The sequence below is a fragment of the Saccharibacillus sp. O23 genome (assembly GCF_002205895.1).
GTDB lineage: Bacteria > Bacillota > Bacilli > Paenibacillales > Paenibacillaceae > Saccharibacillus.
Genome location: NZ_NJDE01000025.1, coordinates 247,623 through 270,255, shown reverse-complemented (window position 1 = coordinate 270,255; position 22,633 = coordinate 247,623). Strand labels below are relative to the sequence as shown.

The 22,633-nt window shown below is 56.9% G+C and carries 22 protein-coding genes; 20 read left to right on the top strand and 2 right to left on the bottom strand.

Annotated features, from left to right (window positions below; translation table 11 throughout):
• Positions 1-51 precede the first annotated feature (51 nt).
• From CDO73_RS23950 to CDO73_RS23920, 7 genes are all read left to right on the top strand, one after another.
• Entirely contained in the window at positions 52-690 is a 639-nt protein-coding gene (locus CDO73_RS23950) for an LPXTG cell wall anchor domain-containing protein (RefSeq protein WP_088491030.1), read from the top strand.
• Positions 691-920: 230 nt separating this feature from the next.
• Positions 921-1,208 (top strand): Dabb family protein, encoded by a 288-nt coding sequence (locus CDO73_RS23945; protein WP_088491029.1) that lies wholly within the window; start codon positions 921-923, stop codon positions 1,206-1,208.
• A gap of 137 nt (positions 1,209-1,345) precedes the next feature.
• The gene (locus CDO73_RS23940) at positions 1,346-1,783 is read left to right on the top strand and encodes a DUF86 domain-containing protein (RefSeq protein ID WP_088491028.1); all 438 of its coding nucleotides are present in this window, start codon (positions 1,346-1,348) and stop codon (positions 1,781-1,783) included.
• 36 nt (positions 1,784-1,819) lie between these two features.
• Positions 1,820-2,944, top strand: coding sequence for a DUF4261 domain-containing protein (locus CDO73_RS23935; RefSeq protein ID WP_088491027.1), 1,125 nt, complete (start codon positions 1,820-1,822; stop codon positions 2,942-2,944).
• A 150-nt stretch (positions 2,945-3,094) separates the two neighbouring features.
• Positions 3,095-3,901, top strand: a complete 807-nt coding sequence (gene racE, locus CDO73_RS23930) for a glutamate racemase (protein WP_088491026.1) — start codon at positions 3,095-3,097, stop codon at positions 3,899-3,901.
• Between the two features lie 84 nt (positions 3,902-3,985).
• Positions 3,986-4,291 carry a HesB/IscA family protein gene (locus CDO73_RS23925; RefSeq protein ID WP_088491025.1) on the top strand — a complete coding sequence of 102 codons (306 nt, stop codon included), beginning with the start codon at positions 3,986-3,988 and terminating at the stop codon, positions 4,289-4,291.
• A 28-nt stretch (positions 4,292-4,319) separates the two neighbouring features.
• On the top strand, positions 4,320-4,547 hold the full coding sequence (locus CDO73_RS23920; RefSeq protein WP_088491024.1) for a YuzB family protein: 228 nt from the start codon (positions 4,320-4,322) through the stop codon (positions 4,545-4,547).
• A gap of 632 nt (positions 4,548-5,179) precedes the next feature.
• Here CDO73_RS23920 and CDO73_RS23915 read toward each other — a convergent pair.
• Positions 5,180-7,180 carry an LTA synthase family protein gene (locus CDO73_RS23915; RefSeq protein ID WP_256972832.1) on the bottom strand — a complete coding sequence of 667 codons (2,001 nt, stop codon included), beginning with the start codon at positions 7,178-7,180 and terminating at the stop codon, positions 5,180-5,182.
• A 6-nt stretch (positions 7,181-7,186) separates the two neighbouring features.
• Complete coding sequence (locus CDO73_RS23910; protein ID WP_088491023.1) at positions 7,187-8,338, bottom strand: THUMP domain-containing class I SAM-dependent RNA methyltransferase; 1,152 nt, start codon at positions 8,336-8,338, stop codon at positions 7,187-7,189.
• Positions 8,339-8,695: 357 nt separating this feature from the next.
• On the opposite strand from CDO73_RS23910, the gene CDO73_RS23905 reads away from it, so the two are divergent.
• The 13 genes from CDO73_RS23905 to CDO73_RS23845 all read left to right on the top strand — a co-directional run bounded on the left by CDO73_RS23905 (position 8,696) and on the right by CDO73_RS23845 (position 22,627).
• Complete coding sequence (locus CDO73_RS23905) at positions 8,696-9,310, top strand: O-methyltransferase (protein ID WP_088491047.1); 615 nt, start codon at positions 8,696-8,698, stop codon at positions 9,308-9,310.
• Between the two features lie 183 nt (positions 9,311-9,493).
• Positions 9,494-10,564 carry a uroporphyrinogen decarboxylase gene (hemE, locus tag CDO73_RS23900; RefSeq protein WP_088491022.1) on the top strand — a complete coding sequence of 357 codons (1,071 nt, stop codon included), beginning with the start codon at positions 9,494-9,496 and terminating at the stop codon, positions 10,562-10,564.
• Positions 10,565-10,653: 89 nt separating this feature from the next.
• The gene (gene hemH, locus CDO73_RS23895) at positions 10,654-11,607 is read left to right on the top strand and encodes a ferrochelatase (protein WP_088491021.1); all 954 of its coding nucleotides are present in this window, start codon (positions 10,654-10,656) and stop codon (positions 11,605-11,607) included.
• Entirely contained in the window at positions 11,600-13,033 is a 1,434-nt protein-coding gene (gene hemG / locus CDO73_RS23890; protein WP_088491020.1) for a protoporphyrinogen oxidase, read from the top strand. Before hemH ends, hemG begins: the two co-directional genes overlap by 8 nt.
• 247 nt (positions 13,034-13,280) lie before the next feature.
• Positions 13,281-14,849, top strand: coding sequence for a CapA family protein (locus CDO73_RS23885; RefSeq protein ID WP_256972831.1), 1,569 nt, complete (start codon positions 13,281-13,283; stop codon positions 14,847-14,849).
• A 46-nt stretch (positions 14,850-14,895) separates the two neighbouring features.
• Positions 14,896-15,672, top strand: a complete 777-nt coding sequence (locus CDO73_RS23880; RefSeq protein ID WP_088491019.1) for a glycerophosphodiester phosphodiesterase — start codon at positions 14,896-14,898, stop codon at positions 15,670-15,672.
• Positions 15,673-15,739: 67 nt separating this feature from the next.
• On the top strand, positions 15,740-16,360 hold the full coding sequence (locus CDO73_RS23875; RefSeq protein ID WP_088491018.1) for a fumarylacetoacetate hydrolase family protein: 621 nt from the start codon (positions 15,740-15,742) through the stop codon (positions 16,358-16,360).
• 37 nt (positions 16,361-16,397) lie between these two features.
• Entirely contained in the window at positions 16,398-17,219 is an 822-nt protein-coding gene (locus tag CDO73_RS23870) for a DUF92 domain-containing protein (protein WP_088491017.1), read from the top strand.
• Positions 17,216-17,791, top strand: a complete 576-nt coding sequence (locus CDO73_RS23865; RefSeq protein ID WP_088491016.1) for a TetR/AcrR family transcriptional regulator — start codon at positions 17,216-17,218, stop codon at positions 17,789-17,791. The genes CDO73_RS23870 and CDO73_RS23865 overlap by 4 nt, the downstream gene beginning before the upstream one ends.
• Before the next feature lie 98 nt (positions 17,792-17,889).
• Complete coding sequence (locus CDO73_RS23860) at positions 17,890-19,848, top strand: ABC-F family ATP-binding cassette domain-containing protein (RefSeq protein ID WP_088491015.1); 1,959 nt, start codon at positions 17,890-17,892, stop codon at positions 19,846-19,848.
• 201 nt (positions 19,849-20,049) lie between these two features.
• Entirely contained in the window at positions 20,050-20,673 is a 624-nt protein-coding gene (locus CDO73_RS23855; protein ID WP_088491014.1) for a GyrI-like domain-containing protein, read from the top strand.
• 303 nt (positions 20,674-20,976) lie between these two features.
• Entirely contained in the window at positions 20,977-21,795 is an 819-nt protein-coding gene (locus CDO73_RS26905; protein WP_179218823.1) for an HNH endonuclease signature motif containing protein, read from the top strand.
• Between the two features lie 196 nt (positions 21,796-21,991).
• The gene (locus CDO73_RS23845; RefSeq protein WP_088491012.1) at positions 21,992-22,627 is read left to right on the top strand and encodes a hypothetical protein; all 636 of its coding nucleotides are present in this window, start codon (positions 21,992-21,994) and stop codon (positions 22,625-22,627) included.
• The last annotated feature ends 6 nt before the right edge of the window (positions 22,628-22,633 follow it).

Below are 22,633 nucleotides of genomic sequence, written 5' to 3'. Positions count from 1 at the left end.
TGTTGACAAGGCGTATTCGATAAGTGCGTGCCATCGAACAGGATTGGAGTTGTGTTTATTTTTCAAGCAGAAGACAGCATACGAAGTAATCTTGGCGGCAACAACGGGGGAACGACGCCGGGAACCGACAACGGCGGCAACAACGGGGGAACGACGCCGGGAACGGACAACGGCGGCAATAACGTAGGAACGACGCCGGGAACCGGCAACGGTGGCAACAACGGCGGAACGACGCCGGGAACGGTGATCTCGTCTTCCGGCGAAGTGACGATCGAAGTTCCGGCCGTCGACGCTCAAGGTACGGATAACTCCGTCACGCCGGCGACCGTTGTCGAAAGCGACGAATTCGACGCGACGGCTCCGGCGGACGACGACTTCCGCGGCATTACCGACGGCGCGATCGCGATGGCCGGCGCTTCGGGCATTACGGGAGTTCCGGCAGTCACGACCGAAGCGTCGGGAGCCGGCGATTCGATGACCGAAGCTTCGAGCGCCGATACCGCGGTTCCTGCTGCCGCAGGAAATGCTTCCAATGAAGCAGGCATGACAGAGACCGCTTATGCCGCGAACTGGAACGGCGGTTCGATGCTGCCTCAGACGGGCGAGACGGGAAGTGAAGCCGGATTCCTGTTCGCGGGACTGCTGCTGATCGCTTCCGGCGCTTTGATCGGCATGCGCCGTTCGCGTTAAACCTCTCTTCGGTCTTGTCTGCCGAAAACCTTTTTCGCAAGGCCGCTTGCCGCAATCCGGCAGCGGTCTTTTTTTATGTTCCCGCCGACTTTCTTCGAAGCGGGCCGCGCGTTTTCGGCAAATTGCCGTCCGCAATTTTGGCTGTAACCGCTCTCCTTATGATATAGTTTCTTTGTGAGCTTTTTTGCAAAGCGTCAAGACTTCTATCTTGCATCGGGAGATGAGCCAATATGATCAAACATATCGTCTTTTTCAAATTGAAGAACCGTTCGGCGGAAAGCGTAGCCGAAGCGGCCGAAGTACTGCGCAGCATGGACGGCAAGATCGAGCAGTTGAGATCGCTGGAAGTCGGCACGGACATTCTGCGTTCGGAGCGCTCGTACGATATCGCTCTGACGGCGACCGTCGATACGCTCGACGATCTGCAAAGCTACCAGACGCATCCGGTGCACCAGAAGATCATCGAATACATCAACGGCGTCAAAGAAATCTCGCTTGCCGTAGACTACGAGATCTAAGCAGCGCCCGAAGCATGAACGAATCGTTCGAAACGTCCTGCCGCTTCCGGGCGGCGGGGCGAAAACGAACGCGACCATTGACGACGCGGATGCGCGGCCGAGCGGCGCGCGTCCTTCGAATACGGGAGGAACCGACATTGTATTACGTGAACCGGGAACAGATCGAGAAGCGGCTGCTGTCGCTGCCGCAGACGATCGAAGCGATGCGTCTGGTCGCGGCGGAGTGGGAAAGCACGCTGCTGCAAGGACTGGCGCAGGAACGCGCGCTGCATCTGGCGCTCGAGGCGGTTACCGACATCGGGAGCTACCTGATCGACGGTTTTATTATGCGCGACGCGGGAAGTTACGAAGACATCGTCGACATCATTCACGGAGAATCCGTGATCGACGACGAGCTGCACGGCACGCTGCTGCGTTTGGTCAGACTGCGCCGCCCTCTGGTGCAGGATTATTACGAGTGGGACCGGAAGACGCTGCATCCGTTGACGATGGAGCTGCCCGCGGCGCTCGAACGTTTTGCGGACCGGGTGAACCGGTATCTGCTCAGCGAACTAGGGGAAAGTCGGCCGCAGTAGCGGGCCGAAGCAGGACAAGAAGGAGGAAGCAGAGCAATGACCGATTCGGCAGGGCAGCAACCCAGAGACGGCAAAAGACTCAAACCGGGATTTCTCCCGGTCTACGCGGTGGAACTGTTGTTCCGGGAGGAACCGAAACTCGACCCGTCGCAGATCTTGCAGGGGATTCACCAGCGGATTCGCAAGACCGCGATCAATACCGGACCGTTCCGGGAAACGGAGCAAGTCGAGAACGAAGCGCTGCGCCGCAAAGAGACGACGGGCAGCGATCAGTTCGAGCTGGCGGCCGTCTTTTACCATGGCGATTATACGGTAACCTTTACGGATGCGGAAGTGCCGGCGCAGACCCGCCTGTTCGATCCGAGACCGATTCGCGAAGCATTGAATTGGGAAGGCGTGCTCCAGCAGAGCTGGAAATGGGAAGGCGGAGCGGAACGTCTGGAAGAATATCGGTATACCGTGACCTTGTGCGATTGGTATGCGGCGATGCTGCCGTTCGAACGGCGCATGGAGATGTTCCAATCGGTGCTGGCGAGCGTCGTCGAGACGACCGGCTGCGATGCCGTATATTGGCAGCCTAGCGGACAGTTGATCGATGCCCGCAGCTTCCTTGCCGCGCATGCGAACGAGCCGCTGTACGGCGCGCTGAACGTGCGCGTCTATCAGATGCAGCGGCAGGACGAGGTGTTAGTCGATACGCTGGGCTTGACGGCGCTGGGCATACCGGACATTCAATGCCGCGTGTCGGGCTTGACGCCGGACCGGGTCATTCCGATGATCTACGGAGCGGCCTATTATCTCTACGGGAACGGCGGCAGGGTCGAGGACGGTCAACTGCTCGGCGGAGCCGGCCTGAGATGGCGCTGCGAAGAACAGCCTTCCGTATTGGCCCCGGAGCGCGCGGTCATCGACCTGAATCCGGGCCATCCTTATTATTCCGGCACGCAGACGGAAGATCCGGTGGGTCTGGAGAAAGAAGAGTCGTTCGGCGACGAATGGCCGGAAGAATCCGAGTCCGGTTATCGCCTGCGCGAAGAAGACGGCACGGAATTCCGTTCCGAACGCGAATACCGGATACAGGAACGGCAGCGGGCAGCGGCGGCCGAAGCGGAAGCCTCCCGTTCTTCGCGCGCCGAAAGCGACGGCGACCGGGAACGATAACGAAGAATTCGTCCAAAATCGGCTTGCGGCGAAGAAGCCGCTTCGTTATGATAGGGGATGGACTTAAAATCAGCACCGGTCCGCGCCGGACGGCTTCATGTCCGTTCGATGCGGATATTCGGGAAAACGATATGAAGGAAGCGTGTACTCGTGCAGCAAGCTATTGCCATTATGGATTCGGGAGTCGGCGGTCTGACCGTAGCGAGAGAAGTGATGCGTCAACTGCCGAGAGAGCAGATCATTTATTTCGGGGATACGGCGCGCACGCCTTACGGGCCGCGCGATCTGATGGAAGTTCGTGCGTTTACGGAGCAGATCGTCGAGCATCTGATGACGTTCAATCCGAAGATGATCGTGATCGCCTGCAATACGGCGACCGCCGCGGCGCTCGACGTGATCGCCGCCAAAGTCGACGTGCCGGTCGTCGGCGTTATTCATCCGGGAGCGCGGGCGGCGATCAGCCGGGCGAATAACGGAATCATCGGCGTGATCGGTACCAAAGGAACGGTGGACAGCGAAGCTTACGCCAACGCGCTCAAGCAGTTGTCGCCTTACGTCAACGTGGTCAGCCGGGCTTGTCCGTCGTTCGTGCCGCTGGTCGAACAAGGGCATTTCAGCGGCCGGGCGACTTACGAGATCGTCAAGAACGAACTGCTGCCGCTGCGCGCGCTGCCGCTCGACTGCCTGATTCTGGGCTGCACGCATTATCCGTTTCTGGCGGACACGATTCAGCGGGTCATGGGACCGTCCGTCAGCTTGATCAGTTCGGCGGAAGAAACGGCCCGCGAAGTGAGCACCATCTTGTACGAACGCGGACAGCTCGAGACCGGAGACGCCGTGCCCGAGCATCGGTTCCTGCACAGCGGCGAATCGGACATGTTCGAGAAGATCGCGCAGAAGTGGCTGGCCGAGTATATCGCCAGAACCAAAGCAATCTGGCAGGTTGCGTCGATGTAACCTCGACCGCTTTCCGATTTTTTCGCGATGTTATCATTCTACGGAGAGTCCCGGCCCGAAGCCGGGAACGAAAGGAGCCTATTCATGAAAGTCAAAATCACGCGCAACGCCGCTAAGAAACTGTTGGAAGAACTGAACAAGGAAGAAAATCAAGACCGCAAACTCCGCGTGTTCGTCACGCATTCCCACGGCGACCACGCCCATTACGGCATGGACGTCGATGCTCAGAAAGACGGCGACGAAGTCGTATCCACGGACAAAGGAATCGACGTTCTGGTGGACGCAAGCGAGCCGATGCTCGACGGCATCAAGATCGATTACCTGTACAGCGCCCAAGAAGAAGGTTTCGTGATTACGAACCCGACCAAGGGCAACCACGGCGACCACTAAGAGCGGCCGACAGAAGAAGGGAAGAAACATGCCTAACGATATTCGCGTCTGCGATAAATGTCAGCACGTGCGCATGAAGACCATCGTGCCGAAGCTGCAAAAAATGGCCCCCGACGCCGAGATCAAGATCGGCTGCAAGTCGTACTGCGGCCCTTGCGGCAAACGGGCTTTCGTGTTCATCAACGGCCGTTACGTCAGCGCTCCGACGGAAGCCGAAGTGCTGGAGAAGGTCGCGCCTTTTATCAAAAAGTCTTAATCGGCCCTCGAAGCCGCTTCGAGCGGTTCGCCGATTCGTTTCATTTAGGCCCGTTTTTGGAAGGCCGTATACCTGAAAAGCCCCGAATTCCGTTTGAGCGGAACTCGGGGCTTTTTTGGATGCGAGCCGATTCGCTGCCGAAGCGGACTGGTGCCGCCGACAACGAGAGGTTAACGAGACTTGGTAGAGCGCTTCGTTGACTTAAAAGGCGAATGTTGACTTTTTGTCAGCATTTTAGCGACAAAACAGGCATAAAATCGAAAATGTTGACGTTTGGTTAGCATTTTCTTAGGAAAACGGCGATTTCGGCAATTTTCGAGCGAAAATGTGAGCATTTAGTCAACAATCGCCGTTTGATCGCATTTTTTTCGCCAGAATGTTGACGTTTCGTCAACACTCGATCTACCTATAACGATCAGCGGCATCGATGAAAGGCATCGTTCCTCGCCCGATTCGACTCGCGCAATCCAGCCCTGCGACTCGCCTTCGTAATCGTCTGCTGCAATACGCTCCGATTCGATCCTTGATTCGTTCGGGGCCGCTCGTCAGCTCCGTTCGGAAGCCGATGCCGGAGTTTCGTTTCGCGCAGAGTCCGTCTTTCCGTCTGTTCTGTTTCCGACCTCCGCACGCCGTCAAGGCTTCGCTTCGAGCTTCGGGATCAGATCGCGCGCGATGACGTCGTCGGAGATCGCCAGACGTTTGACCGCTTCTTCGTAGCCGGTTCTGGCCCGCTCGACGTCGGTTTTCTGTCGCGTCTTCAGATCGTAGCAGATCCCGTTCTCGAATACGCCGTCCGCGGAAGGTTCGTAGTAGATCTCGCCGTCGGTAAAAGCGCCGCTTCGCAGCACGACGAGCGGCTTGCCGGACGAATCGCCGCCCAGCAGGTTGCGTCCCATCAGCTTGTAATCGCCGGCGTCCGCGCCGAGCAGATCCAGCAGCGTCGGCATAATGTCGAGCTGTCCGGCCGGTTCTTCGCGCGTACCGGCCAATGCGCCGTCCGGCAGATGGATCAGCAGAGGGACTTGAGCCATGAGCTGGTCGTAATCGAAGTCGGACAGTTCGCGTCCCATGATTTTGCCGGCCGCTTCGCGTTCGTCGAGCGAATAGTCATGATCTCCGTAGAACACGAAGATCGTATTTTCCCACAGTCCGTCCTTCTTCATCCGTGCGACCATGTCGCCGAGCGCGGAATCGACATAATGCACGGCCTGCAAATAATCGCCGAAAGTCGTGCCGCCGAACTCTCCGACATCCAGCTTCTGATCGTCCGTCAGCGCCAGATTGTACGGATGATGACTCGACAGCGTGATCAGGAACGAATAGAACGGCTGCCGCGTTTTTTCCATAAACCCGAGCGACTGGTCGAGGAACGAACGATCGCCGATCGACCAGCCGAGCGGTTCGTCGATCTCGTAATCTTTTTCCGTGTAAAAACGGTCGTAACCCATCTGCTTGTACATCCGCGTCCGGTTCCAGAAACTGCCGTCGTAAGCATGATAGACGTTCGTCGCGTAACCCAGCTCTTTGAGCACGGAAGGCAGCGTGTCGAACGCATTGTCCGCATAACGGATAAACACGGAACCGGAAGGAAGCGGATGCAGCGAGACGTTGGCGCCAAGATCCGCGTCCGACGTCCGGCCTTGACCCGTCTGATGATAGAAGTTGCTGAAATACAAACTGTCTGCTCGAAGCGCGTCCAGATTCGGCGTGATCGGCTGACCGTTGACCTTCTTGCCGACGAAAAAGTTCATGAACGCTTCGCCTTGGATCATGACCACGTTGCTGCCTTTGTAACGTCCGAGAAGCTGCGCCGTGCCGGAACGGGAAGCGCGGGTCTCGTCGAACCAAGCGCGAATTTCGTCCAGCCGCTCGGGCGGCAGTTCTTGTCCTTTGCCGATCGCGGTCCGCGCATATTGATAAGCGTCGATCGCGTGGAACGCGAACAATCCGGTTACGTTGTACATCGACATATTCCACCAATTGTTCTCGAGCAGATTCTTGGCCCAAGTCTGGGAAGCGTGGCGAATCGGGAAAAAGGCGGCCGAGAACCCGATCGCGAGCGCCAGCAGACCGGCGGCGAAACGTACGATCAGACGTCGTCCGCGTCCGCTGTCCGAGAGCGCTCCCGTTCCCGCTTGCGAGTAACCCGCATTGGCCGCTTGCCGTCCGCGCCGCCGCGTTCGCAGCCAGAGCGCGAATCCGAGCAGCAGCAGCCAATCGGCGAACAACCACAGATCTTTCAGGCGCAGCAGTTCCGCGATGCTTCCGCCGAGCGATTCGACCTGACCGGCTTGCAGCAGCACGGGCACGGTCAGAAAATCGCCGAAGTAGCGGAAATAGACCAGATCCGCGAAGATCAAAACGGTCAGCAGCACGTCGAGCGCGGCCAACGCGGGAAAGCGCCCGCGAGGAGGCAGCCAGAACACCCAGAACGACAGCGCGAGCAGACTGCCCGCGGCGATCAAGGTATCCGTCGCGTCCATGTCGATATAAGGCAGCTGCAGATTGTCGTGCAGCAGCTTGAGCTTGATCAGCATCGACAGCGCGAACAGAATCAGAAGTCCCGAAGTAACAAGAAGACCCGGCCTAAAGCCGGGTCGGGTCGTATCGCGATGAAATTGAAATCTTCGCAAGCACGATCACCCCCTCGGGCGAGGCGGCAGAGGTCCCAAGAACTGAAGGAACTGGCACTCGATCCGTCCGTTAAACAGTTTGCGGCGTTTATCGGCTTTCTTGCCGAAGTTCTGTTCGAAATTCTCCGTCGGCGTGATCGCGAAGAACGACCAGTCCGGAAGATCCAGCGCGGCGCGCCCGAGCTGTCGGATCATTTTTTCGACTTCTTCTTCTTCGCTGAGACGCTCGCCGTAAGGCGGGTTGGTGATCACGCAGCCGAATTTGCCTTCCGCTTTGAAACGGGCGACCGGCTGCACCGCGAAGTTGATCTCGCCGCCGAGTCCCGCGCGCTTGGCGGAGGCTTTGGCGATCTCGATCGCTTCCGGGTCGATATCGCTGCCGCCGATGTTCAGCGGGATGTCGTCGCGCACGGCGTCGAACGCTTCTTCGCGCGCTTGGCTCCACAGTTCTTCCGGCACGAAGTCCCAACGTTCGGAAGGGAAGCTGCGGCGCAGTCCCGGCGCGATGTTCCAGGCGATCAGAGCCGCTTCGATCGGCAGCGTGCCGGAGCCGCAGAACGGATCGTAGAACGGACGGTGCGGGCCCCAGCGGCTGAGCAGGATCAGCGCGGCGGCCATCGTTTCTTTGAGCGGCGCTTCGACGGTCGTTTTGCGGTAACCGCGTTTATGCAGCGAAGGCCCGGTCGTGTCGAGCGTGATCGTGGCGATATCGTTCAGAAGAGCGACTTCCAGCGTATACAGCGGACCGTCTTCGTCGAACCATTCGGTGCCGTACGATTCTTTCATCTTCTCGACGACGGCTTTCTTGACGATCGATTGGCAGGCCGGCACGCTGGACAACTGCGATTTGTGCGAACGTCCGTTGACCGGGAATTCGCCGTATTCGGGAATGAAGCCCGCCCAATCGACGGCTTTGACGCCTTGGAACAATTCTTCGAAGGTGACGGCCGGGAATTCGGCCATCTTGATCAGCACCCGGTCGGCGGTCCGCAGCCACAGATTGGTGCGGCAGATATCGGCCGGCGTTCCGGTAAAGGTGACGCGTCCGTTCTCGGTGCGCGCGTCGGCGTAGCCGAGTTCTTTCAATTCGCGAGCGACGACCGCTTCGATGCCCATCGGGCAGGTCGCGATCAAGGTCAATTTTTCGGGGATTCTCATACATTCAGCTCCATTAATAAGGTCGATGACCGCATCGGCGATCAGGTCGGCAAGAAGACGTTCGGAAAACACGGGCGAATAAGTAGAAAAAAGCGCGCGAAGCGTCCGGCAAGCCGCGATACGATCGGCTTGTCCGCTTGTGAAGCCCGCGCGAAAATCGTACAATCGTTAGATGGGAATCCGGAGAACATCCGCCGGGTGCGCGCGCGAAGCTAAGCGCTTCGGCGGCTTAAACGCATCCAATGCACACTCTAGTATAGGTGAACGGTGTTCCGGTGACAATATCAGAGCTAACGAAAACGGAGAGTGAATAACGTGAAAGACCCACATACGGACGTCTCGGCGGCCGAAGCTTATATGGAAAGTCTGGCGGGAGAAGACGCGCTGCTGCTCGGAATCCGGGAAACGATCCGCGAAGCGGGCATGCCGGAAGTCTCGGTAGCGGCCGGTTACGGCAAGCTCCTGACGCTTCTGGCTTCGCTGTCCGGCGCTCGGCGGATCCTCGAGATCGGGGCGCTCGGCGGATACAGCGGCGTCTGCATGGCGCGCGGGATGGCCGAAGGCGGCCTGCTGACCTCGCTCGAGCTTCAGCCGGAATACGCGGAACTGGCGCAGCGGCATGTGGCGCAGGCGGGATTCGGCGGGCAGACGCGTTACTTGATCGGTCCGGCGCTGGATTCGCTGAACAAGCTCAAAGAAGACGGCGAACGGTTCGATTTCTTTTTTATCGATGCGGACAAAGGCAATTACCTCAATTATCTGGAACTCGCGCTGGAATTGGCGGAACCGGGAGCGGTGATCGCGGCCGACAACCTGCTGCTGCGCGGACGCACGCTCAATCCGGACAAGAACGGGCCTTCGGTGCTGGCGCTGCGCGAGTTCAACCGCCGATTGGCGGAAGATCCGCGGTTGATCAGTTCGCTGCTGCCCGCCTATGACGGATTGGCCGTCGCGATGGTGAAGAAAGCGTGAACGTTAAATGATAAAACGCCCGAAGCGGTTCTCAAACCGCCGCTCGGGGTGGATAATGGTATAGGCGGAAATCGTCAAGGAATAGACGCAATCTGACCTTGTGACGAACAATTTAAAAGCACATAATTAAAATTGAATGTATTGAAGGGATTACCACAACCAGGTATGGGAGGACCCTATCGAATGAGTGTTAACGATCGTTTTATCCGGGCCTGTTACGGTCGGGAAGTGGATCGGCTGCCTGTATGGTACATGCGTCAGGCCGGCAGATACGATCCGGAATACCGCAAGATCAAAGAAAAATATTCGCTGCTCGAAATTTGCCGCCGTCCCGAGCTTGCCGCGGAAGTGACGCTGATGCCGGTACGCAAGCTCGGCGTGGACGCGGCCATTTTGTATTCGGATATCATGAACCCGGTCGCTTCGATCGGCATCGACTTCGATATCGTCAAAGACGTCGGACCGGTGATCGACAATCCGATCCGCAGTCTCGCCGACGTGGAACGTCTTCGTCCGATCGACGTGGAAGGCGATCTGGGACACGTGCTGGAGACGATCCGCATTCTGGACCGCGAACTCGACGTCCCGTTGATCACGTTCGCGGGAGCGCCGTTTACCATCGCCAGCTACTTGATCGAAGGTCGGCCGTCGAAAAACTATATCCGCACCAAAACGATGATGTACAGCGAGCCGAAGACGTGGTTCGCGCTGATGGACAAGCTCGGCGACATGGTGATCGCTTACCTGCGCGCGCACGTGCAAAACGGCGGCAAAGCTTTCCAAGTGTTCGACAGTTGGGTCGGCGCGCTGTCGCCGGACGACTTCGCGTATTACGTGCTGCCGACGATCACCCGCATCTTCGACGAACTGTCGGCGCTGCCGGAAATGGCGAACGTGCCGAAGATCTACTTCCCGGGCGTAAGTTCCGGCGAACTGCTGCCGACGCTGCGCGGGCTCAAAGCCGACGTGATCGGCCTCGACTGGCGCGTCTCGATCGCCGAAGGCCGCAGACGTCTCGGATCGGGTTACGCCGTGCAGGGCAATCTCGATCCGTTCGTGCTGACCGCGCCGCAGGAGCTGATCCACGAACGCGCGGCCAAGATCATCGACGAAGGCGTGCGCGAACCGGGCTTTATTTTCAATCTGGGCCACGGCCTGTTCCCGGAAGCTTCGCTGGACAAACTGCGCGAGCTGACCGGTTACATCCACGAATATTCGGCGCAGGCGCTGTCGCGCGCGGCGAGCCGAGGTTAAGCGGGCCGAAGCCCGAAGCGTAATCAAGCTGGGGAAGCCGCCGCGCGGAAACGGCTGCCTCCCACTATCCGAGAGAGGGGACCACGAAGTTGAAGAAGAAAATCGGAGTACTCGTCATGTCCTACGGCACGCCGAAAAGTCTGGACGACGTCGAAGCCTATTACACGCATATCCGCAGAGGCAATCCTCCTGCGCCCGAACAACTGAAAGAACTGAAAGACCGTTACAAAGCGATTGTCGGCGGCGTGTTCCCGCTGCGCGAGAATACCGACCGTCAAGTCGAAGACCTGCAGGCGGAACTGAACCGGCAACAACCGGCGGATGCGGAGTTCGTCTGCTATCAAGGCTTGAAACACGCGTATCCGTTTATCGAAGACGGCGTGAAGCAGATGGCGGAAGACGGCATTACCGAAGCGGTCGGCATCGTGCTGGCGCCGCATTATTCGACCATGAGCGTCGGCAGCTACATCAAGCGCGCCAAAGAGACGGCGGAAGAAGCCGGTCTCCGCATCAGCTTTATCGAGAGCTACCATCTGCACCCGCTGCTGATCGAAGCGTTCGCCAAGCGCGTCTCGGACAAGCTGGACGCGTTCGTCGAGACCGGAGCGAAACGCGAAGAAGTCAAAGTCCTGTTCAGCGCCCACAGCCTGCCGGAACGGATTCTGTCGATCGGCGATCCGTACCGCGACCAACTGCTGGAAACGTCCGAAGCGGTCGCCGAGAAAGCGGGCGTAAGCAATTGGCAGTTCACGTGGCAGAGCGCGGGCCGCACGGCGGAGCCGTGGTTGGGACCGGACGTGCTGGACACGATGAAAGAATTGTCCGAACAGGACGTGCGCTACATGCTCGTGTCGCCGCTCGGTTTCGTATCGGACCATCTGGAAGTGCTGTACGATCTGGATATCGAAGCGCAGCAGGTCGCCGAAGAACTCGATGTCCGTCTGATGCGGATCGACTCGCTGAACACCGATCCGCTCTATATGCGGACGCTGGCCGACTGCGTGCTGGCCGAATGTCGCAAGGAGGCGCTCGTCCATGAGTGAGCCGCGCAGAGTCGTCATTATCGGCGGAGGCCTGACCGGGCTCAGCGCCGCTCATTATGCCCGCAACTTCCTGCGCGAAGCCGGTTACGATCCGATCGTGACCGTCGTGGAGAAAAGTTCGGTCTGGGGCGGCAAGATCGAAACGCTGCATAAAGACGGCTTCGTGATCGAAAAAGGCCCGGACTCGTTCTTGGCCCGCAAAACGGCGATGGTCGATCTGGCGAAAGAACTGGAGATCGATCACGATCTGGTGACGACCAATCCGGAAGCCAAAAAGACGTATCTGCTGCATAAAGGCAAGCTGCATGCGATGCCGTCGGGTCTCGTGCTCGGCGTGCCGACGCAGCTCAAGCCTTTTCTCGCCAGCAAACTCGTGTCTCCGGCAGGCAAAGTACGGGCGCTGATGGACTACGTGCTGCCTGCGCGCAAGAGCGCGGAAGACGAGTCGCTCGGCGATTTCATCGAACGGCGATTGGGCCACGAAGTATTGGAAAACGTGACCGAACCGCTGCTTGCCGGCATCTACGCGGGGGATACCCGGAACCTGAGCCTGAATTCGACGTTCCCGCAGTTCGGCGCGGTCGAACGCGAATACGGCAGCCTGATCCGCGGCATGATGACCGGACGCAAACCGACCGAGACGCATACCGGGACGAAGAAAAGCATGTTCTTGACGTTCCGCCAAGGCCTGCAAAGCTTGGTTCACGCGCTGATCAACGACTTGACCGGTTCGGTCGAACTGCGTTCGGAGACGGGGGCTTCCGCGATCCGCAAACAGCCTGAAGGCGGTTATGCCGTCGAATTGGACGACGGAAGCGTATTGGCCGCCGACTCGGTGATCGTGACGGTGCAGACGTTCGCGGCGTCGAAGCTGCTGTCGCCGCACGTCGACACGAAGCCGCTCGACGAGATCGGCTACGTGTCGGTAGCGAACGTCGTACTGGCTTTCGACAAAAAAGATATCCGAACGACCTTCGACGGCTCGGGCTTCCTCGTGCCGCGCAAAGAAGGACGGACGATCACGGCCTGCACCTGGACGTCGACGAAATGGCTGCATACCAGCACGGAAGACAAAGTGCTGATGCGCTGTTACGTCGGCCGCGCGGGCGAGCAGGAAGCGCTCAAGCGCGACGATGCCGGACTGGTCGAGCTGGTCCGCAAAGACATTCTCGATCTGATGGGCATCGACGCGAAGCCGCTGTTCACGGAAGTGACGCGCTTGAACGATTCGATGCCGCAGTATCCGGTCGGCCATCTGGCGCAGATCGCGCAATTGCGTCAAGAAATGGCGCAGAAGCTTCCGGGCGTCTATATCGCCGGAGCGGGCTACGACGGCGTCGGACTGCCGGACTGCATCCGTCAAGCCAAAGAGATCTCGACCCAGTTGGCGTCCGCCGCGCCGGCGCTCGCGAGCTCGGCGGTCTGAAGCCGTCGGCCGAGCCGAACGTCCCGCCGCGAAGAAGGGCGACCGATCGGCGATCGATAACAGAAGAGCAGGCGAAGGCCGCTTCCGTCATCCGAAGATGACGCGGAGCGGCTTTTGTCGATTTTGCGCAGCGCGCCTTCTACTTCCGCCGGATAACCTGCTATAATGAAGAATAGTTTTCCAATAAGGGAACGAAATCGACACGAATCGTCACCGCTTATTCGACGAAACGAAGGAGATTCAGACTTTGAGTTATTCATCCCGTTCGAGCCGAACTCGAACACGCACGGCCCGCAAGCGCAAGCGCCGGGTACTGCTGCTTGTAAACCTGTCGCTGCTGCTGCTGGTCTTGGCCGGCGGCGGCCTGCTCTACGCGCGCGAGCACGCCGCGAGCGAAGCGCGCACCGCGCAGGCTCTGCGCGAGTCCGCCGCGCGCGGCGAGGCAGCGCTGAGCGCCCTCGCCGAACAGCCGTCCGCCTCCGAAGCGGCGGACGAAGAAGTGCCTGCCGGCGGCCTCGCGGCCGGCGGAGAAGAGCCGTCCGGCGCGAATGCCTCGCCGGACGAGAGCCTTTCGGCCGCCGCACCGGCCGAAGCCGCGCCGCAGGCCGGCGCGGTCGGCGATTCCCGCGAAGCGGAATCGCCCGAGGCGCCCGCAGCCGAAGAGCCGCCCGCTTCCGAGGCGGCTCCTGCGGCGGGCACCGCCGACGCGCCTTCCGCCGCAGATGCGGAAGGCAATCCGCCGGAGGACGAAGTCTCCGGCGAAGGCACCGCTTCGGCCGAAGCGAAGCCGGCCGAAGAACCGACCGTCAGCGAACAGACGCTGACGGCTCCCAAAGCGGCCGCCGGAGGATCGGCGACCGCGGGCAACAACAAGGTCGTCAACCTGACTTTTGCCGGAGACGTGATCTTCTCCGGCAAAGTGCAATCGCTATTGGAGAAAGAAGGATACGATTATCCTTACGCTTATGTGAGAGACCGGTTTAAGAACGACGATCTCACGGTTATTAACCTTGAAACGCCCGTTACGGCGCTGAGCACGACCGGAGCGGACAAATCGTTCGTGTTCAAGTCGCCGCCCAAGGCGTTGACGCCGCTTAAGAACGCGGGCGTCGACGTGGTCAATCTGGCGAACAACCATACGTTGGATCAAGGCGCCAAAGGCCTGCTCGACACGATCGCCAATCTGGATCAGGCCGGACTCGCCCATGTCGGCGCGGGCAAAGACGCCGACGCGGCTTACGCGCCCGTCTATGTCGAACGCAAAGGCATCAAGATCGCCGTGGTCGGCGTGACCCGCGTGCTGCCCGAGACGTCTTGGGCGGCGGGGAAAAATCATCCCGGCGCGGCGAGCGCTTACGACACGGCAGCGGCGGCGCGCGCGGTCGGCGAAGCGAAGAAGAACGCCGATCTGGTCGTCGCGATCGTGCATTGGGGCAAAGAACGGGTCGATACGCCGGACGCCAACCAGCAGACGTTGGCTCGCGCGCTGGTCGATGCCGGAGCTGATCTGACCATCGGCGGCCATGCGCACGTGCTGCAAGGATTCGAGCAGTACAAAGGCAAATGGATCGCTTACGGGACCGGCAATTTCATTTTTACCCATTCGGCTGCGCAGAAGACCTGGGAGACCGGCGTGTTCCAAGCCGAATGCACGAAGAACGGCAAATGTTCGCTGAAGCTGGTTCCGTATTGGGCCGAATTGGCTCGGCCGGTGCCGATGCAGCCGGTCGACGCGCAGAAGCTGCTCAAGCGCGTCGAAGGATTGTCGCCGGGCGTGAAGATCGGCGAAGACGGAAGCATCCGCGTCAAGAACTGATCCGCATCGATCAGGCCGTCCGGCATACCCTGCGGGAGATGACATCATGCTGAATAACAAATGCGTGGCGCACCGGGGATTTTCCGGCGTCGCGCCCGAGAACACGCTGGCCGCGATTCGCTTGGCCGCGAAGATGAAAGACGTCGAATGGATGGAGATCGACGTTCAATTGTCGAGCGACGGCGTTCCCGTCGTGATTCACGATTTTACGCTTAACCGCACGACGAACGGTTCGGGAGCCGTGCGCGACCATACGCTGGACCGATTGCGGCGTCTGGATGCCGGAAGCTGGAAATCGCGCTTGTTCGCGGGCGAACGCATTCCGACGCTGGAAGAAGTGCTGCGCGAAGTTCAAGGACGGCTCAAGCTCAATATCGAGCTGAAAACGAACGCCCAGCTGTACCCTGGACTTGCGGCGGCGGCGGTCGACGTCGTCGAAGGCTGCGGGATGAAGAGCGACGTGATCTTCACGTCTTTCGAACCGAAAGCGCTTCTTGAAGCGCGCGAAGCCGCGCCCGGGATCCGGCGCGGGCTGATTATCGATTCCCGGCCCGCCGATCTGAACCGGCGGTTGGAAGAGTGCGGATGCAGCCTGCTGTCGATCGGGCACGGCCGGGTCGATACGGCTTTCGTCCGTTCGACGATCGGACAGGGGATCAATATCATGGTCTGGACGGTGGATCAGATCCGCCGCATGCGCGAACTCGGTTCGATGCATCCCGATCTGATGATCTGTACCAACAGGCCCGACCGCTGGCTGCTGGCGAAGAAACTGCCGGAAGTGCGCGAACGTCCCGTTTGGCGCCGCTGGCTGCATTTTTGACCGGAATAACCGAAAGCCGTACGGCAGTACCTATACCCTTACTACGACGACAAAGGTGGTTTTTTCCATGATAGCTGTAAGCAATGTGTACTGCGTAGGACGCAATTACAAGAAACACGCCGAAGAACTGGGCAACGACGTGCCGTCGGAGCCGATGATCTTCTTGAAGCCTTCCCATGCGGTATGCGCGCTGGACGGCGGAACGGTCGAACTGCCGCAGAACCTCGGCGAGGTGCATTACGAGACGGAATTGGTACTGCGGATCGGACGCGCTTACGAGCCGGGGCTCAAGGTCGAAGACCTCGTCGCGGCGGTCTCGCTCGGTATCGATTTCACGCTGCGCGACGTGCAGTCGAAGATCAAAGCCAAAGGCCATCCGTGGACGGCCGCCAAAGGCTTCCGCAATTCCGCTCCGCTGACCCGCGAGATCGAATTCCCGGGTCTGGACGCGCTGCGCGCAGGCGAGTTCTCGCTCCGCAAGAACGGCGAAACCGTGCAGCTCGGCAGCATCGCGAACATGATCTTCGATCTGCAGACGCTGCTCGATTACATCGGCGAACATTACGGTCTCGGCGAAGGAGACTTGATCTATACGGGCACCCCGGAAGGCGTCGGACCGACGACGGCCGGCGACGTGCTCGAACTGTATTGGAACGAAGAAAAATGGGGCGGCTGCACCGTCGGATAGACGGCTGCACGTTTCCGCCCGGGAGGCGTATCATCAAGTGGATTGGATCATCGGAGCGGTCGGCGCTTGCCTTGTGGCGGGAGCGGCCTACGCGAAGCGGTCGCTGTCGGCTTCCGGCGCGATCGCGGCTGTCCTTATGGGCACGATCTATTACGGAGCCGGAGATTTGTTCTGGTTCGGGCTGCTGCTGCTTTTCTTCGTGACTTCCAGCGTATTGTCGAAGGTCAAGCAGGCGGAGAAGCGTCAGGCCGAGCAGATGTATGAGAAAACGGGCCGACGCGACGCGATGCAGGTGCTCGCCAACGGCGGCATCGGCATGGTGCTGTGTCTGGGCAATTATTTCTGGCCGTGTCCGATCTGGTTCGGCGCGTTCGTCGGCGTCATGGCGACGGTCACGGCCGATACGTGGGCGACCGAATGGGGCAGCCTCAGCCGCAAGCCTCCGCGTTCGATCGTGACGTGGAAACCGCTCCCGGCCGGAACGTCGGGCGGGGTCTCGCTGCGCGGCAGCGCGGCGGCCGTCGTGGGCGCGGGCATGATCGGCACGGCCGGAGCCGTCCTGCTCTATTGGACGGGCACCGGGCCGGATTGGCCGCTCTGGGCTTGGATTCCGGCGGGCGCGTTGGGCGGAACGGTCGGCGCGTTCGTCGATTCGTATCTCGGGGCGACGGTGCAGGTCATGTACCGCTGCCAAGTCTGCGGCAAAAGCGTCGAGAGCCGCACGCACTGCGGTCAACCGACGGTACGTTACCGCGGGTGGCCTTTTATGAATAACGATTGGGTCAATTTATTGTCTTCGGCGGCAGGCGGAGGTCTGGCGTTGGTCATCATGATTCTGGCGGGGAGGTGGTTCGGATGAGCGGAGCGCAGAAAGAAAAGCATGAGGCGATTCTGGACTCGGCGTTCGAGATTTTCGGCAAAAAAGGCTTCTACGACACGAAAATTTCGGATATCACCGAACATGCGGGGATCGCGAAAGGCACGATGTATTTATATTTCAAAAGCAAAGAAGAACTGTTCTCGGCCGTGACCAAACGCGACTGGGAGAAGTTCCTGCGCGATCTGAATTTCCAATTGAAATCGGCCGACGGCCTGATGGACAAGCTTCAGCGCGTCGCGGTGCATCATCTGGAATACTATTACGAACGCAAAGCGCATACCAAGCTGTTCTTCCACGCGCCCAACAACGACCCCGAATTGATGCGGTTGATGCACGGGTTCTTGACCCGCTACATGGCGCTGGTCAAGGAAGCGTTGGAAGACGCCGGCATGCCCGATCCGGACTTCTACGCCAAAGCGTATATCGGGATGCTGGATCGCCTCAAGATGGACATTTTGTTCGAAGGCGAGTTCACGCGCGAAGATCTGGAGAAACGGGTGCTGCAAACGGTACGCTTGTTCCTGCAAGGCAGCGAGAAAGAACTGCATTGATTGCGAAAACATCGCGAACGTAAACGTCCGGACTTCCAGAAGCAGGCGGGGGTCCGGTTTTTGGCGAGTAAGGAACGACGAAGGGGGAACTGACGGCAATGAATATCATGACCGTTGAACATCTATCCAAAAGCTACGGGGAAAAGGTGCTGTTCGACGACGCGTCGTTCGGCATGGAAGATCAAGACAAGATCGGCGTGGTCGGCGTCAACGGGACGGGCAAATCGACGTTCTTGAAAGTCATAGCGGGCTTGGAACAGGCCGATTCCGGTCAGGTCGTCAAAGGAAGCGGCATTCGCATACGTTATCTGGCGCAGAATCCCGATTTCGATCCGGAACTGACCGTGCTTCAGCAGCTCCTGCACGGCGAAGGCGACGAGCTGGCGGCGGTGCGTTTCTACAGCGAGACGATGCGGCAGTTCGAACTTCAGCCCGATTCGGAAGAACTTCAACAGCGCCTGATCAAAGCCGGGCAGGAGCTGGACCGCCTCAACGCGTGGAGCATCGAAAGCGAAGCGAAAAGCGTGCTGTCGAAGCTGGGCTTGGATCTGTTCGACGCCAAAATGGGTTCGCTCTCCGGCGGACAGCGCAAACGCGTCGCTCTGGCGGCCGCGCTGGTACAGCCGTCCGAGCTGCTGATTCTGGACGAACCGACCAACCATATCGATTCCGAGTCGGTCGCATGGTTGGAGACGTATCTGAAGAAACGCCGCGGCGCGCTGCTCATGGTCACCCACGATCGCTACTTCTTGGATCGGGTGGCGGACGTCATGCTCGAACTGGATTACGGCAAATTGTATCGGTATACGGCGAACTATTCGCGGTTCCTCGAACTCAAAGCGGAACGCGAAGAACGCGAAGCGGCGTCCGAAGACAAACGGCAGAACCTGCTGCGCAAAGAATTGGCTTGGATTCGCCGCGGCGCCAAAGCCCGTTCGACCAAGCAGAAAGCGCGGATCGAGCGGTTCGAACAGCTTCAAGACGACAAGCCGCAGCAGAAAGCGAGCGATCTGGAGATGGCGACGCTCTCGTCCCGTCTGGGCCGCAAGATCATGGAGATCGACCATATGAGCAAATCGATGGCCGGCCGTCTGCTGATCGACGATTTGACCTATATGGCCGTGCCGGGCGACCGGATCGGCATCGTCGGACCTAACGGACGCGGCAAGTCCACGCTGCTCAACCTGATCGCGGGCGATCTTCAGCCGGACGGCGGCAGCATCGACTCCGGTTCGACGGTCCGTATCGGCTATTTCCGTCAAGAACCGGCGGAGATGGATCCGAACATGCGGGCGATCGATTACATCAAAGAAGCCGCGGAGACGGTCAAAACGGAAGAAGGCACCGTGACCGCGTCGCAGATGCTGGAACGTTTCCTGTTTACCCCGACCGCGCAATGGACCCCGATCGGCAAGCTGTCCGGCGGCGAACGCCGCAGACTGTACCTGCTGCGCATCCTGATCGCCGCGCCGAACGTGCTGCTGCTGGACGAACCGACGAACGATCTGGATATCCAGACGCTGACCGTGCTCGAAGATTATCTGGACGACTTCCCGGGCGTGATGATCACCGTATCCCACGATCGCTATTTCCTCGACCGGGTATGCGACAAGCTGTTCGCGTTCGAAGGCAGCGGCAAAGTGGCGATCCATGCGGGCAACTACAGCGAATATATGGAACGGACAGGCGGCGAAGCGCTCAAAGACGGATTCTCGACGGGCGGCAGCGGCGGCAAAGAAGCCAAAGAAACCTCTTCGGCGGCTTCGGCTTCTGCGGCATCCTCCGCGCCTGCCGGCGGTGCTTCCTCGCCGGCAAAGAAGCTCAAGTTCACGTACAAAGAACAGCGGGAATACGAGACGATCGACTCCGATATCGAAGCGGCGGAGCAGCGCATCTCCGAGATCGCTGCCGAGATGGAGCGTTCGGGCAGCGATTCCGCGAAGCTTCAAGAGCTGATGGAGAAGCAGACCGCGGCGGAAGCGAAGTTGGAAGAACTCATGGAACGTTGGACGTATCTGAACGAACTGGCCGAGCAGATCGAACAGGCGAAGAACTGATCGACTTTATAGAGGAATAAGAAGGCTTTTAGATCGTTGCGGGTCTAAAAGCCTTTTTTGCGCGGAAATTTAGGTTAGGGTTCGCTGGATCGTTCCGAATAAACGCTGACCGTCGCGCTCAACCTGTACATGCTGTTGTCCGGGATCGGAAGCTACACTACACTCAAGAAGCGAAACATTCAAACGATGGGAGAAAAGCCTATGCCTGCAAAAGTCGAATATCGCAAAGACTACAAACATCTGTACATGCCGAAAACGACGCCGGAGATCGTGGACGTTCCGAGTATCCCGTTTATCATGCTGGACGGCTCCGGCGACCCGAACGGCGCGGAATACGGTCTGGCGATCGAAGCGCTGTACAGCTTGAGCTACGCCGTCAAAATGTCTTACAAAAGCGAGCAGGTGCCCGAAGGGTATTACGACTATACCGTGTTCCCTCTCGAAGGCATCTGGGATCTAGTCGATCACGGCAAACCGTCCACGGACAAAAGCAACCTGAAATACACGATCATGATCCGCCAGCCCGACTTTTTGACCGAAGAAGGTTATGAGCGTTTCCTTGAGCAGGTGAAGAAGAAAAAAGACAATCCGTTTCTGGAGAAACTCCGTTTCCAATCGCTGACTGACGGTTTAAGCTGCCAGATGATGCACGTCGGTCCTTTCGAAGACGAACCCGCAAGCTTTGCCCGAATGGAAGCGTTCTGCGCGGAGCAGGGTTACGAGCGGCTGAGCAAGCTGCACCGGGAGATTTATTTGACCGATCCCAGAAAGACCGAGAGGGCGAAGATGAAGACCGTGCTGCGGTTTGGGGTGGGGGAGAAGTAAGCAGCGGCTCGTAGGCTCGTAGATGGCAGGACGTATGCAGAGCAAGGCCTTCGGTGGAGACCGCCGCGAAGGCCTTTTCCGTATGAGAATTCATATTCAAATTCCTTTAGTGCTGATAAAATGGAAAAGAAAGCGATTGAGCATGGGGGAGGAATAGAAGAGTACGCCGTAGGGGTTCGGAAATGATGCTGTGAATGAGGGATTGACGAAGTTCGTGAATATACCGGGAGATTAGGGTTAGCGAAGTTCGTGAAAAAGACGTTATCCGAAACTACTGTAATCGAAAATTTAGGAGTTGCTAAAATGAATGGCAGAATTCCGCCAGTAGAAGTGCGAAGAGATTTGAGAAGAGAAGTTGGTTTTGGTTGTCCTATTGAAGGATGTAGATCACCTTTTCTTGAATACCATCATTTTAATCCGCCTTGGCATGAAGGAAATGTACATAATATCGAAGGGATGATTGCCCTTTGTCCTAGTCATCATAGCATGGCAGATCGAGGAACATGGACTAAAGAAGAATTAAGAACCCTAAAAACAGAAGGTGAGAAAAGTCCCATCAAAGGGAAATTGCATTGGAACTTAAAGAATAGCGTTTTAAATGCCGGTAAGAATTTGATAATAGCTAAAAACCAAATATCATTAAGAGTTTTAGGAAATGAAATATTTGCATTGAAAGAAAATGCTAAAGGTCAATTGACTTTAAATGCACAGCTATGGAACAGTTCTGGAGAATTAATAATTAGGATTATTGATAATGACATCTTACTCGCTCCCAATAAGGAAGTTAATGATTTTATTTGTAATGTGTCAGGAAATAAAATCAGAATTGAATCAAGAAAAAATGAGACTTATCTTGAATTTATGATAAAGAGAGAAAAGACAAAAAAACTAGAAGGGATTTCATTTAAAGAATATGGTTTTCTAGAGAATGAAGTTCCTTGCATAAACTTAAAAGCTAAAGTCATTAATAATGCTTTTGATTTAGTAATTCAGGAGAAGCAAATAGTACTAGATTTTCGTAGAGTGGGATACGATAAAACAAATATTTCAAAGTTTGTTGTAGGACCTTCAGGTTCTTTAAATATTATGTTTGAAAACCAAGAGTTCTTTCACATGGGCTGATCGTAATTCAAAGAAGACAGTAGCATCGGATAACATAATATTCACGCTGCGGGCATACGCCCTGGGTCCGGCATACGCCGGACACTCGACATGCGTCGAGTCGTGAATACAGGAACGTTATACGACAGAATCCAAATACAGTGAGAAGATGAACTTATATTTTATATAAGTTTCTTTACCGCAGATGGAGAGAGAAATGAAAGTTAATAAACATGTAGTTATCGTAATGTTTCTTTTTTGTATAATTTTTTTTAGTACAGCTTTATTATTAGAATTTTCAAATGTTTTACCTAAGGAAAGCCATAAAGATTTTTATTTAAATTTTAGTATAGGTCTCTTTGCAAGCAGTCTTTTAGTATTGGTTCCATCTATAGTCCAATATACAAATGAGAAACGAAAATATTATGTAGCAATGTATAGAATACTCAACTACTTGTTATACGACACTTTAAAGATTATTAGTATTATGAATGAATATTCTAAGAATGAAGATATATCAAAGTATTTTGAAAGTATAAAATTGCAATATAACGATTTAATTTCAGAGTATTCTTTATTCACTAAATTTTTTCGATTATCCTCAAGAGATAAACTAATAGAGAGTGTAATTTCAGAAACTTACAAGTTTATGAAATTACAATCCCACTTAGCTTCATATAGAATTAGCTTAATGAACGAAAGTATAAGTATGCTTGAATATAAAGAAGCGTTTGATTCAATAACAGAAGTTTTGATCAAAGAGTACAAACCTGACTTTGAGAATTATAGAAAAATGATAGATGAAGATATGAAAAATATAATAAAAGATAAAGAATTTAAAAAATACTACTAAGGAGAA

Excerpts from the sequence above, each read along its gene's own strand:
- CDO73_RS23925 (WP_088491025.1), top strand. The coding sequence starts at position 3,986 with ATGAAAGTCAAAATCACGCGCAACGCCGCTAAGAAACTGTTGGAAGAA.
- CDO73_RS23945 (WP_088491029.1), top strand. The coding sequence starts at position 921 with ATGATCAAACATATCGTCTTTTTCAAATTGAAGAACCGTTCGGCGGAA.
- CDO73_RS23880 (WP_088491019.1), top strand. The coding sequence starts at position 14,896 with ATGCTGAATAACAAATGCGTGGCGCACCGGGGATTTTCCGGCGTCGCG.
- hemG (WP_088491020.1), top strand. The coding sequence starts at position 11,600 with ATGAGTGAGCCGCGCAGAGTCGTCATTATCGGCGGAGGCCTGACCGGG.
- CDO73_RS23865 (WP_088491016.1), top strand. The coding sequence starts at position 17,216 with ATGAGCGGAGCGCAGAAAGAAAAGCATGAGGCGATTCTGGACTCGGCG.
- CDO73_RS23860 (WP_088491015.1), top strand. The coding sequence starts at position 17,890 with ATGAATATCATGACCGTTGAACATCTATCCAAAAGCTACGGGGAAAAG.
- CDO73_RS23920 (WP_088491024.1), top strand. The coding sequence starts at position 4,320 with ATGCCTAACGATATTCGCGTCTGCGATAAATGTCAGCACGTGCGCATG.
- CDO73_RS23935 (WP_088491027.1), top strand. The coding sequence starts at position 1,820 with ATGACCGATTCGGCAGGGCAGCAACCCAGAGACGGCAAAAGACTCAAA.
- CDO73_RS23910 (WP_088491023.1), bottom strand. The coding sequence starts at position 8,338 with ATGAGAATCCCCGAAAAATTGACCTTGATCGCGACCTGCCCGATGGGC.
- CDO73_RS23855 (WP_088491014.1), top strand. The coding sequence starts at position 20,050 with ATGCCTGCAAAAGTCGAATATCGCAAAGACTACAAACATCTGTACATG.
- CDO73_RS26905 (WP_179218823.1), top strand. The coding sequence starts at position 20,977 with ATGAATGGCAGAATTCCGCCAGTAGAAGTGCGAAGAGATTTGAGAAGA.
- hemE (WP_088491022.1), top strand. The coding sequence starts at position 9,494 with ATGAGTGTTAACGATCGTTTTATCCGGGCCTGTTACGGTCGGGAAGTG.
- CDO73_RS23875 (WP_088491018.1), top strand. The coding sequence starts at position 15,740 with ATGATAGCTGTAAGCAATGTGTACTGCGTAGGACGCAATTACAAGAAA.
- CDO73_RS23845 (WP_088491012.1), top strand. The coding sequence starts at position 21,992 with ATGAAAGTTAATAAACATGTAGTTATCGTAATGTTTCTTTTTTGTATA.
- CDO73_RS23905 (WP_088491047.1), top strand. The coding sequence starts at position 8,696 with ATGGAAAGTCTGGCGGGAGAAGACGCGCTGCTGCTCGGAATCCGGGAA.